The following is an 11,324-nucleotide window of genomic DNA, read 5'->3' as shown; positions in this document are numbered from 1 at the left end:
TTGTAGCCATCTGTCACAGAACCGATGACCACCCGCTGTCCGGCATATTTCTTCGGATTTTTAATTTCCAGCCAATGCTTCACATCAAGGAAAGTGCCCCATTCCTCCTTGTGCCCGGTAAAGCGCTTCATAAAAGAAGCATAGCAATACTTGCAGGCATGTGTACAGCCCACATAGGGATTGACCGAGTAACCGCCTACCGGCAGACTAGACTTAGTCATGATGTTCTTTGTTTCCACCTCACGAATGAGGATTCCATTTATTACTTCTTCCATGATTTCTGTACCTCTAACACTTTATTAAATTCTTCCGGCATTTCCTGAATCATATTTTCATCCCCTATGATAGGGACAAGGTCTTCCTTCATAAACACCGGAATGCCGAGCTTATGTGCCTGGTCCGCCAGAGACCATGCCCATTCCGGCTCCGTATGAATCTTCCTGCTCTGAGCTCCGGTCATGGTGCCGACAACGATCCAATTGATTCCGGAAAGGTCAACTGTGCCGGGATCGTCGAATAACGGTTCAAAGGTAACATGGTAATGTTTTGCTCTGACGTTTTTCCGAAGGGCGTCGATACGCCACAGCTCTGCTTTCCTCGTCACCGTAACGCCAAACCATGCGTTTTCCAGATCGGTATCAAAATCCAGCAAATCAGGTCGCTTGGTAAGGAACAGGAACTGATGCTGTGGATTTTCACGGATCTTTGCAAATACCTCGTCTCTCCATTCCGGCTTCCATCCGGAGAGATCGCTCATCCCGGTAAGAAGAAAGTTCTGCGGACGTTTCTTTTCCATCATCTTGAGCTTACTCGGAAAGAATTCAGGGTCAGCGAAGTCATCAATCATATGCCAGCGTTTCACGTTGTTGCGGGCATAGCAATATGTACACCCCACTGTGCAGCCAATGACGATATTCATGTTCTGAATCTGATCTTTGATACAAATACTCATGACTTCTGCCACTCCTCAAGATTCTTTCTGATGCGGTCGAGGCATTCCTCAAACCGGGTAATTTCTTCCTCTGAAAAACCTTTGTAGTAAATGCTGCCCATCTCATCAGATACAGAATCGTACTCGCCCTTTAAGGCATGTGCTTTCTCAGTCAGAAACAGGAGTGTTTTCCTTTTGTCCGTTTCAGACTGAACACGGCTTATCAGTCCTTGATTTTCCATTCTTTCCAGCATCGTCGTAAGAGATGTTATCGCTAATCCGCATTTGACCGAGAGTGACCTGATCGAGATTCCATCCTCCTGCCACAGCACATAAAGAATACGCCCCTGGGCTCCATTAAACGCATCGATATTTTTTTCGCTGAGAATCTTCTCAAAAATCCGGTCACCAAGCTGTTTTATTTTGGTGACAAGAAATCCGCCATTTGTTTTCATGCAAAAGCTCCTATATAGTAGTTTATAAAATCATACTATATAGGAGCTTTATTGTCAAGAGCTTGTATGTTTGAATAGAGGTAAACGGGAATTTGACTTGCCTATTTTCTTAAAATCTCATGTGGAGCTTCTATTTCATTTGCCAAGGTATGCTCTGTTAATTCTGACATCAATTTCAATTTTTTATTAATCAATGGTCGCATACAATTAGGAACATGTTCCTGATGCGCTCTGTGGATTGCTACACATTCCTTACAGTTTCCGTGATAACGACAGGCTTTCAGGCAAGGACAGTGATCTTTGTCTTTATACTCCTTACGAAATTCCGCTGCAAATTCTTCTTGCAGTCTCAGTCCCTCGACACGGTTTCCCTTATGAAATTCTACCATTGCATCCAGTTCTTTCTGGTTCCCTTCAATCTTCATGTTATTATAGCGCCTCCATTTCAACTATTCCTCATTTTCTGATAAATTCCGATTGTTCTAATCTTTTTTACGCCCACCTTCTTGCCCTTCGGACAAGAAGTATCCCTCGCTCAAAGAGCTCGGTCAATTCCGATTTTTCCACGTAAAAAAGGATGTGCCTTTTTGTGTAATAGGGAATTCCAGGAAATTTCCTATTACACGAGAAATTGCTCTCTCATCACAGTTCACACATTATGCAAACTGCAATCCCATCTCGCACAATCTAATTATATCGCAACTTTATTATCTCCGTTTATCCATTTATAGTCAAATACTATCATCAAATCGCCAAAATGGACAGCGCTTGCCAATACACTGATTGTTCTGAGCATAATGCGTACAATGGACTTCTGTGCATTCCATTTCGATTCCAAAATGCGTTTTTACAAAATCAACCGCCGCCAGAATCGCCAGATAAGAATCTCTTTTACAACACCTCGGACCGCCGGTGCGCGAAATCGCCTCCAGTGCTTTTGATGTCATCTGATTCGAAAGTCCCCAGGATTCCTCCGTCAGTGGCGTCGCCCCAGACAAGATAGATACAAACATACCTGCGCTGATTCCCGCTCCGCAGGCACCCCAGAATCCGCAGGTTCCTCCTGGAACGGCTTTCCCACGGTTCAGCATTTCCATCACAGATTCCCGCAGATTAATAGCACCTCCCGCATTTTTATATGCAGTAAGCAGAGCCGCTCCCACCATGACATGATGCTCCGGTCCATGCATATGGCAAAACGGTGCATCCATCATCTTCCGGACAATCTCGATCGGATTTCTGGATGTTTCGTCTATACACAGGGAAAGAATAGTGTCCAGTCCCTTCGTATGACAATCATTACAAACATAATGCCCGTTCTGGCATCTGGTCTTGCTCAATTCTTTTTTATGACATAATTCGCACTCCATCCATTCATCCTGTTCCAGATAAATAAGAGGTGCTTTACAGACAATACATTCTTCTTGCATGGGATTTCCATCTCCTTTACATTCATTTCCCGACCAGCGCGTTGAGTTTCTCCACTATATCCATACTTCCCGACCGGAAACCTTCCAGATCGAGTGTAATGTACAGAAATCCCATTTCTTTTAATGTCCTGCAGATCGTCTCCCGCTCGGCAATCGCTTTTTCAAATTTATCCGCATCCACCTCGATCCGGACAATATCGCCATGCAGGCGCAGGCGCACATTTCCGCCAAACACGCTTCGAAGATAATCTTCGCCTTTCTCAATCCGCTTCAAAACTTCCATGTCAAAGGAAGTTCCATATGGAAGGCGGGTCGCCATACATGGCATGGACGGACGGGATGCAACGGAAATTCCTAAGTCAGCCGCAAATGCCTTGACATCCTTTTTCTCCAGTCCGCACTGTGCAAGTGGACTGACGACACCCAGCTCACGGAGTGCCTGGATACCCGGGCGGTACACATGCAGGTCGCTCTCATTGGTTCCGTCCATCACGCACGGAATCCCCTCTTCTTTTGCAAAATCCAGAAGTGTCGCGAACAGGTGGTGTTTGCAGATATAACAGCGGTTGACCGGATTCGTCCGGATGGCTTCCAGCTCCATCTCATTGACCTGGATAATTTTATGGATCGCGCCCAGCTCCTTTGCCACCCGCTCCGCGATCTCCAGATCACAGGCTGGGTGCAGCATGGTGTGAAATGTCACGGCATAAACCGGCATTCCCGTCTTCTTCGCCGTATCACACGCCAGCTTGAGAATCAGGCTGCTGTCCACACCGCCCGAAAAGGCGACACAGACCGGTGCCTTCGCTTTTTCTGCCATGAACTGTTTTAAAGCTTCTCTTTTTTCTGTCTCTGATATCATTGGTTTATTTTCCATGGTTCTTGATTCTCCTCTTAATTATCTAACGAGAATGCACTGTGCCGTTTTTCAATCTCAAAAGTGCTTACTGTAAACTAATACTTCCGTCTTCCATTACTCCGTGGAATACTTCCATGAAGCGCTTCCCTGTCTCCCGGCAGATCGCGCGCACGCTCTCATACTCCGGATAGCACGTATCCACGCCGCCGCGCTTGCAGATTTTTACCTTTGCTGCCCCGTAACGGGTCTGGATCTCCTTTACTTCCCGTGGCAGTATCGTCCTCTCTACTGGATAGCGGCGCACACCGATCGTGGTCGTACAGGAGAAGACAAGCTGTTCTAATTCTTCCCGTTTTTCTGCCGTTGTCAGTACATGAAGCACATACGCCGGACGGTTTTTCTTCATATATGCCGGTGTGTACCACACATCTCTGGCGCCCGCTTCCAGAAGCACCTCCATCGCATATCCCAGCGCCTCGCCGGTGCAGTCGTCCAGGTTTGCCTCCATGACCCACATGGAGCTCTCGTCGTGACCGTCTTTTCCAGTTTCTACTTCCACCGTTTTATCCGTCAGAAGCATCGCCCGCAGGATATTCGCGTGCGCGAAATCCTTATTTCCGGCGCCGATACCGATCTTTTCGATCTGGTACTTCTTCGGAAGCGCCGCTTCTGTCCGGAATGCCGCCGCGATCGCCGCGCCGGTCGGCGTTACCATCTCTCCTTCGACATCCCGAAGCGTCAGTTCCAAGCCCTGTGCCGCTGCGATATTTGCCGTCGCCGGAACCGGAACCGGCATTAAACCGTGCTGGCAGCGTGCGAATCCATGACCTTCGGAAAGCGGCGATATCACCACGCGGTGGATTCCCAGATCCTCCAGGCAGAATGCCGCACTGATAACATCCACAATCGAGTCAATTGCACCGACTTCATGGAAATGAACCTCGCTGACCGGGATTCCGTGTGCTTTCGACTCTGCCCCCGCCACAATCTCAAACATCCGGCGCGCCAGGTTTTTAACGCGGTCAGATGCATCCAGACGATCGATGATCTCGAAAATGTCATGGATGTTGCGGTGGACGTGAGGATGCATATAATCGTGGGTGTGAGCGTGATCATGGCTGTGCTCATGGTCGTGAGTGTGTTCATGATCGTGATGATGCTCATGGTCGTGCTCATCATGGCTATGTTCGTGCTCATGACCATGTTCGTGGTCGTGATGATGTTCGTGGTCGTGATGATGCTCTTCTTCCTCTAAATGTACATCGAAATCATACGCATCAATTCCACATTTCTTCGTCCGCCCAAAATGCAGATGATACCCGGATACGCCCAGACTGTCCAGTGCCCGTACCAGTTTTTCCCGGCTTGCTCCAAGATCCAACAGTGCGCCAACCGTCATATCTCCACTGATTCCAGACGCACAATCCAGATATAAGATTTTCTCATCCATTTTTACTTCTCCCTCTACTTTTCTCATTTTATTGATACATTTCCGTTTTTCGCTTTTATGCAATTATCACAAACCACTATCACTCTGCCGTCTTCTTCGGCTCCCGAACCGACAGGCGGTTAATCTGCGCCGCCAGATATGCTGCGCCGTAGCCGTTATCTATATTTACAACCGAAATGCCGTTCGCACAGGAATTAATCATCGTGATCAATGCCGACAGTCCATGAAAACTTGCACCATAGCCGACCGAGGTCGGAACCGCAATGACCGGATTTTCCACCAGCCCGGCGACAACTGTGCCAAGCGCGCCTTCCATTCCCGCCACCGCAATCACGCAGTTTGCCCGCGCAATCGCCTCGCGTTTGGATAAAAGGCGATGGATGCCCGCCACCCCTATATCATAGTAGCGCTCCACGCGGCAGCCGAAAAATTCTGCCGTTTTGGCAGCTTCCTCCGCAACCGGGATATCCGCGGTTCCGCCTGTGCAGACTGCCACCAGCCCTTCCAGCTTCCGCGGTGTCTCCGATGATTTTCTCGCCTGCAAAATTTTTGAAACCGGATCGTATTCTATCTCCGGGATGCGCGCCCGCACTAGATTCCACTGCTCCGGCGTCGCCCGCGTTCCGAGTACTTCCCCATTTTCCCGGTACAGCGTCTCGAAAATATCCGCCAGATAGGCATCCGGCTTTCCTTGGCAGAACACCGTCTCTGGGAATCCCGAACGCAATTTCCGGTGCAGATCCAGCTTCGCATACCCTAAATCTTCGTAAGGAAGATTCTTGAACGCGTTCTCCGCTTCCTCAATACTCGTATCCCCCCGTTTTACCTCTTCCAACAGCTTCCGAACATCCATTTCTTCCTCATTTCTCCTTGTCAAATCCCAATTTTCTCTGTCAATATGTGAACCGGCTAAACTGCTGCCATCTTTTCCTGCAATGCCTTTAAATCAATCTGCCGCGTGCAAATCCGCTTCAAAAGAGATTCCGAATGGCTCACAATCACCATTCCCAGCTCCCGCTCCTTTGCCTCATGCAAAAGCGCCTGCCAGATCTGGCTCTGGGTCACTGCATCAAACATCGCGGTGATCTCATCCGCCAGCAGATACCGCGGATTTGCCGCCAGCGCTCTGGCAATACAGAACCGCTGCAGTTCGCCGCCGGAAAGCTCCGATGGAAACCTATCCAGCCATTCTTCCCGGATGCCAAGCCGTCCCCGGCTCTCCTCATCCACCTGACCGCCCTCACTGAGAACCTGGCGCATCCGCCAGCGTGGGTTGAGCGCCTGCTCCGGGTGCTGCCAGATTAACTGCACCGGCATACAGCCTCGGATATTCTCAATTGGTATGCTGTCAATCTCTACCGTTCCCGCTTCCGCTCTCTCATATCCCGCCAGCAGGCGGCACAGCGTCGTTTTTCCATATCCGCTCGGCGCCACCAGACCCACGCGCTCTCCTGGCTCAATTTTCAGGGAAATACGCGTCAGCACGTGGCGCCCTCCATTTTCATACGAAAAAGATAGGTTTTCCGCCTTTAGTGACATCTCATTCTCCTCCAAAAAATTCATGTTCCGGCAGTGCCCGGTAGAGCGCCTGCGTGTATGGCTCTTTCAGATTCCGTCCCTCCCGGAAGTTCTCCGGCTTTACTTCCTCCAGAATCGTCCCGTCATAAAACACCAGAATCCGGTCCGCCATCTCAATCGCCAGTTCCAGATCATGAGTAATCAGAAGCACCGCTGCCCCGTCCTGTGCCATCTCTTTTAAATGACGGATCACATGGCGCGCGGTCATCGCCTCCAGCCCCGGTGTCGGTTCATCCGCCACAATCAGCCTCGGCTCCTGCATCAGTGCCGCTGCCATCAGGACGCGCCGCGCCATGCCGCCCGACAGCTCAAATGGATAACATTTTTCCACTGATTCATCCAGCCCGTACCGCTTCAAAAGCTGGCGGCATTTTGCCCGCGTCGCTTCATCTTTTCTGCCGCCGCAGATCTGATCCCCGACCCGCATCAACGGATCGAGGTAGGAAACCCCCTGCGGAATCAGGGAAATTCCATTGCCCCGCAGCCCGGCAAGCCGCGTCTCATCCAGAACCTCTCCCTGATAGGAAATTTTTCCTTCCATCCGGCAGTTGTACGGCAAGATTCCCAGAATCGCGTGCGCCAGCAGGCTTTTTCCCGAACCACTCGCCCCGACCACCGCCGTCAGCTCCCCACTGAAAAGTTTGCAGGAAAGGTCGCGGAGCGGATGGAGTTCGCGCCGTCTAAGTCCACGCGCGTACTGCGTAAAATATAAGTTTAGATTTTGAATTTTCAATATCGGCTTTTCCATGGAATCACAATTTTCACGCAATCTCCGTTCTTTGATAACGTCTGTCTGTTCCAAATCTGATAGCCGCATCGTTTTTGATTGTTTTTGTCTTAATCGCATCATTTTATCAAAATATATGTTTTTCTGCCTCATTCCCAGCATCCTCTACTCATGCGCGCTCCCCGGATCCATCAGCCGCCCCAGGCTCTGCCCGATCGCCTGAAATCCCAGCGTTACCAGCACCAGTGCCGCGCCCGGAAAGAGCGCCAGCCACCATTTTCCGGTAATCAGGTACGACATACTCTCGGATAAAATAACACCGATCGCTGGTTGCTCGGAGGAAAGACCGAAGCCCAGAAAGGTCACGCCCGCCTCATGCAGAATCGCATGGGGAAAGAGAAGAATTAACCCGGTCACAAATTGCCTTGATACCTGCGGGACGATGTGGTTCCAGGCAATCCACCAGGGCTTTTTCCCCAGTTTTTCGGAGATCTGCACATACGGACTTTCCCGGATCTGTAAGATTTCCGCCCGCAAAAGCCTCGCCAGCGACGCCCAGTGCGTCAGGGCAATCCCGGCTGCTACACCCCGGAATCCCTTTCCCAGACTGTAGGAAATCAGGATCAGGAGAAGCATGTGCGGGATTCCCATTACCAGATTAATCAGCCCGCATACCAATGAATCCATCAGTCCCCCGCCAAGCGACGCCAGCAATGCAAGCGCCAATGCCACCGCGGCGCTGATCGCCGCGGTCAGAAGCCCCAGCCGGATGCTTAAAGAAAGCCCCGCAACCGTCCGTTTCAGCATATTCCGCCCCATCCAGTCGGTTCCAAACAGCCCGCCGGTTCCCGGAGGCAGGTTTTTTCTCGCAAAATCGACCTGCTGTGCGGCATCCTCCCAGACGATTCCAAGCACTGTCACCAGAATCAGGAAAAGGAGGGAAATTCCCAGCAGCCAGAGTGTTTTCTTTCTCATGCCCTGCCTCCTTTCCTAAGTCTCGGATCGACCAGCCGGTACAGCCCATCCGCCGCTGCATTTCCTGCAAATACAAGCACGGCACTGATGAGTGTAATTCCCATCAGAAGCGGGATATCGCTTCCCAGCCCCGCCGTGACCGCCGCCTGTCCGAGTCCCGGATAGGAAAAGACCTGTTCCACCAGCACCGAACCGCCGAAAATCTCGCTGATCGAGCCAAATTGCAGCGTAATTACCGGGAGAAGCAGGTTGCGGAGTCCATGCCGGAAAATCAGCCGCCAGCCGCTCTCGCCCCGCGCCCGCGCATAGAGTACGTAATCACTTTCCAGAATCTCAATCACTTTTTCGCGCGTGTGCATCGCAATCGAAGAAATCCCTGTCAGTCCCAGCGTACACGCCGGCAGAAATGCGTGATACAGGCGATCCGCCAGGCTGACCTCGTCCGCCGCCATTCCCACCGGGACACTGAACCCGATTGGGAAGATGGGAAGCTGCACTGTAAAGAGAAGCAGCAGCACCAGCGCCAGCCAGAAGGACGGCGTTCCCGCGATCACGATGCAATAGCCCGTAATCAGGCGATCCACCCACTTGCCCCGTTTTGCCGCCGCTGCAATTCCTAAAAATATCCCCACGATTCCCGAAAACAGCCACGCAGACAGAAGGAGCCACACTGACGCAGACGCCTTTTCCGCGATCACCTCCAGCACCGGTCTGCGGTACAGAAGGGAAATGCCAAAATCACCATGACAGATGCCCGAAATCCAGCTAAAGAAGCGCTTCCAGACCGGCACACCAACGCCCCAGTACGCCTGCAGCTTCTTGATCTGCTCCGGCGCCATCGAGCCGAGCGCCGTCTGCCCGACATTCGTCTGCAGCGGATCGACCGGAGACATCGACATCAGCAGAAACGATGCCAGACTGACTGCCAAAAGCAGCAGAATCAGGTGCAGCAGACTGCGCCCAAACCATTTCATCCTACTCATAGTACCACCGATCGACATTGTTGACGATGGACCAGCCGTGACCGTGCGGATGCACCTTCTGCTCTGCGACATGAAGCCCGTCTCTCACCCAGTACAGATGATCGACATTCACCAGCCAGATCCACGGAAGATCACCCTCGGCTGAAACGCCCGTCTCGCCGTCCCACTGCGCCTTTTTCCACAATTCATACGAACTTTCCAGATCCGGTGCTGCCAGGGCCTCATCCATATAAGCGTCCACGGTCTCATTCGCATACGGCGAATATTCTGCCAGCCCCGTATCTGCCTTTGTATGGTAAATATTATAAAATTCCATCGGCGTGTGCGCGCCCCAGCCCCAGAGAAGCGGCTGCGACTGTGCTTCGTCATACGCAGTATCCCAGCCGGTGCCGCGGATCGATGCGTCAATTCCAATCTCTTTTAACTGCTGTGCCGTATCGGCTGCCAGCGCCTGACGCACCGAATCCCCGGTCGGATAGAGAAATTCCAAAATGGCTTTCACTCCATCCTTTTCGCGGATGCCGTCAGCATTTTTCTTCCATCCCGCCGCACCCAGCATCTCTTCCGCCTTCTCCACATCATAGGAAATGTTCTCCATTTCATCGTTGTACCACGGCATCTTGTCACAGACACTATATGCCGGGCTGCCGTAACCATTTAACACATGATCGATCATTTCCTGCCGGTCAATCGCCAGATTGATCGCCCGGCGCACCTGCACATCCGCGGTAAAATCATTGCCGATTTTTACGCCATCCTCCCGTACCGTCTCCGGCACTGCCGGGAGGTTAAATCCACGGTTGTCCACCGTCTCACAGTCCAAAAGACTGAATTCTGGAACCGACTGGTCTGCATAGGACGCCGCCGTGTACGCCACATCCACCTGCTCGGCGCGCACCGCTGCAAATGCCGCATCCTCTTCCATAAAGAGAATCGTGACCTGCCGCATCTTCGGCGCATCCCCATAATAATCCGGGTTGGCTTCCAGAATCACCTGCTGCCCCTTGTCCCACTGTTTCAGGATATATCGCCCGGAACCGATCGGATGTGTGCCGTAATCCGTTCCATATGCATGCTCCGGCACAATTCCCGTCACCGCCATCGTGTATGACCAGATAGCAAACGGGCGTTCCATCTCAAACACAACCGTCACATCATCGATCGCCTCCGCCTGTTTCAGCATTGAAAAATCGTTGACGGAACTCGTCTTTTTCAATGTGTTATAAGTGAATGCCACATCCTCCGCGGTCAGCGCCTCGCCATCCGTGAATTTCGCATCGTCGCGGATCGTCACCGTCCATGTCATTCCATCCTCGGAGGTCTCCACATCTGTCGCCAGATCATACCCGATACTCAAATCTGCTTCTGTCACCGTCAAGGTGCTCTGGATCAGCGGTTCATGCATATGCTCGCCCGCGCCCCAGCCATATGCCGGATCAAAGCCCGCCTCCGGCTCTGAAGTCGGCGGCATCGCGATAATAACGCTTGTTTGGGTATTTTCCGCTGCTTTTTCGCCGTTTTCAACATTTTCCGTCTGTTCTGCGCCGGAACCGCCTTTCTGCGCCTGATTTCCAGCGTTTCCACATCCGGAAAGCATGACTGCCGCCGCTAAGGTAGTGACGCCAAGTGCCCTGGCTTCTCCGAACACCTTTCCAATGATTTTGCCTGTATTTTCTCGTTTTTTCATATTTTCTGTTGTACCCCTATATTTTTCTTTATGAAACAAAAGGATATCAGAAAAGTGCGATCCCTGCTGAACCGCTGTACCTTCCTGGTATCCTTCTCCATTTTTCTTATTTATTTTATGTGCGGCTATTTAACTCGCTTCTCTGCCAACAGCATAGACACCTGATTCCTATTTTTTCGTTCCCCCGCTTCTGCAAGGCAGCATCTGCTTGTGCAGCGCTGTTTTCTTTTTCTTATATACATTTAGACT

Annotated in this window: 12 protein-coding genes and 1 pseudogene; all 13 read right to left on the bottom strand. The window is 51.3% G+C overall.

What is annotated here, in order from left to right; genetic code table 11:
• Positions 1 to 275 (bottom strand): annotated as a pseudogene (locus DWY89_RS12065) (radical SAM mobile pair protein B); the annotation flags it as partial.
• Positions 263 to 952 carry a radical SAM mobile pair protein A gene (locus DWY89_RS12060; RefSeq protein WP_005946182.1) on the bottom strand — a complete coding sequence of 230 codons (690 nt, stop codon included), beginning with the start codon at positions 950 to 952 and terminating at the stop codon, positions 263 to 265. The pseudogene DWY89_RS12065 and the gene DWY89_RS12060, both read right to left, overlap by 13 nt.
• Entirely contained in the window at positions 949 to 1,386 is a 438-nt protein-coding gene (locus DWY89_RS12055; protein WP_009535039.1) for a radical SAM mobile pair system MarR family transcriptional regulator, read from the bottom strand. Before DWY89_RS12055 ends, DWY89_RS12060 begins: the two co-directional genes overlap by 4 nt.
• A gap of 101 nt (positions 1,387 to 1,487) precedes the next feature.
• Positions 1,488 to 1,811, bottom strand: coding sequence for a hypothetical protein (locus DWY89_RS12050; RefSeq protein WP_004613237.1), 324 nt, complete (start codon positions 1,809 to 1,811; stop codon positions 1,488 to 1,490).
• Positions 1,812 to 2,117: 306 nt separating this feature from the next.
• Positions 2,118 to 2,816: a DUF5714 domain-containing protein gene (locus tag DWY89_RS12045; RefSeq protein WP_118523624.1), complete on the bottom strand. Its 699-nt coding sequence runs from the start codon at positions 2,814 to 2,816 to the stop codon at positions 2,118 to 2,120.
• Between the two features lie 22 nt (positions 2,817 to 2,838).
• Positions 2,839 to 3,693, bottom strand: coding sequence for an ATP-dependent sacrificial sulfur transferase LarE (larE, locus tag DWY89_RS12040; protein WP_207663378.1), 855 nt, complete (start codon positions 3,691 to 3,693; stop codon positions 2,839 to 2,841).
• A 67-nt stretch (positions 3,694 to 3,760) separates the two neighbouring features.
• Positions 3,761 to 5,125, bottom strand: coding sequence for a nickel pincer cofactor biosynthesis protein LarC (larC, locus tag DWY89_RS12035; protein ID WP_118523625.1), 1,365 nt, complete (start codon positions 5,123 to 5,125; stop codon positions 3,761 to 3,763).
• A 79-nt stretch (positions 5,126 to 5,204) separates the two neighbouring features.
• The gene (gene larB / locus DWY89_RS12030; RefSeq protein WP_118523626.1) at positions 5,205 to 5,978 is read right to left on the bottom strand and encodes a nickel pincer cofactor biosynthesis protein LarB; all 774 of its coding nucleotides are present in this window, start codon (positions 5,976 to 5,978) and stop codon (positions 5,205 to 5,207) included.
• Between the two features lie 56 nt (positions 5,979 to 6,034).
• A complete protein-coding gene (locus DWY89_RS12025) occupies positions 6,035 to 6,664 on the bottom strand; it encodes an ATP-binding cassette domain-containing protein (protein ID WP_118523627.1) in 630 nt (209 codons plus the stop codon).
• 1 nt (position 6,665) lies between these two features.
• Positions 6,666 to 7,505, bottom strand: coding sequence for an ABC transporter ATP-binding protein (locus DWY89_RS12020; protein ID WP_243022825.1), 840 nt, complete (start codon positions 7,503 to 7,505; stop codon positions 6,666 to 6,668).
• Between the two features lie 90 nt (positions 7,506 to 7,595).
• Entirely contained in the window at positions 7,596 to 8,405 is an 810-nt protein-coding gene (locus tag DWY89_RS12015; RefSeq protein ID WP_107001864.1) for an ABC transporter permease, read from the bottom strand.
• On the bottom strand, positions 8,402 to 9,460 hold the full coding sequence (locus DWY89_RS12010; protein ID WP_347474724.1) for an ABC transporter permease: 1,059 nt from the start codon (positions 9,458 to 9,460) through the stop codon (positions 8,402 to 8,404). The genes DWY89_RS12015 and DWY89_RS12010 overlap by 4 nt, the downstream gene beginning before the upstream one ends.
• Positions 9,381 to 11,075, bottom strand: a complete 1,695-nt coding sequence (locus tag DWY89_RS12005) for an ABC transporter substrate-binding protein (protein ID WP_118524704.1) — start codon at positions 11,073 to 11,075, stop codon at positions 9,381 to 9,383. The genes DWY89_RS12010 and DWY89_RS12005 overlap by 80 nt, the downstream gene beginning before the upstream one ends.
• Between the last annotated feature and the right edge of the window lie 249 nt (positions 11,076 to 11,324).

Source organism: Clostridium sp. AF27-5AA (genome assembly GCF_003478415.1).
Classification (GTDB): domain Bacteria; phylum Bacillota; class Clostridia; order Lachnospirales; family Lachnospiraceae; genus Otoolea; species Otoolea fessa.
This window is presented reverse-complemented; position numbering and strand designations above follow the sequence as displayed.

Coding starts and splice junctions, on each gene's coding strand:
- DWY89_RS12060 (WP_005946182.1), bottom strand. CDS start 952: ATGAGTATTTGTATCAAAGATCAGATTCAGAACATGAATATCGTCATT.
- DWY89_RS12055 (WP_009535039.1), bottom strand. CDS start 1,386: ATGAAAACAAATGGCGGATTTCTTGTCACCAAAATAAAACAGCTTGGT.
- DWY89_RS12050 (WP_004613237.1), bottom strand. CDS start 1,811: ATGAAGATTGAAGGGAACCAGAAAGAACTGGATGCAATGGTAGAATTT.
- DWY89_RS12045 (WP_118523624.1), bottom strand. CDS start 2,816: ATGCAAGAAGAATGTATTGTCTGTAAAGCACCTCTTATTTATCTGGAA.
- larE (WP_207663378.1), bottom strand. CDS start 3,693: ATGGAAAATAAACCAATGATATCAGAGACAGAAAAAAGAGAAGCTTTA.
- larC (WP_118523625.1), bottom strand. CDS start 5,125: ATGGATGAGAAAATCTTATATCTGGATTGTGCGTCTGGAATCAGTGGA.
- larB (WP_118523626.1), bottom strand. CDS start 5,978: ATGGATGTTCGGAAGCTGTTGGAAGAGGTAAAACGGGGGGATACGAGT.
- DWY89_RS12025 (WP_118523627.1), bottom strand. CDS start 6,664: ATGTCACTAAAGGCGGAAAACCTATCTTTTTCGTATGAAAATGGAGGG.
- DWY89_RS12015 (WP_107001864.1), bottom strand. CDS start 8,405: ATGAGAAAGAAAACACTCTGGCTGCTGGGAATTTCCCTCCTTTTCCTG.
- DWY89_RS12010 (WP_347474724.1), bottom strand. CDS start 9,460: ATGTCGCAGAGCAGAAGGTGCATCCGCACGGTCACGGCTGGTCCATCG.
- DWY89_RS12005 (WP_118524704.1), bottom strand. CDS start 11,075: ATGAAAAAACGAGAAAATACAGGCAAAATCATTGGAAAGGTGTTCGGA.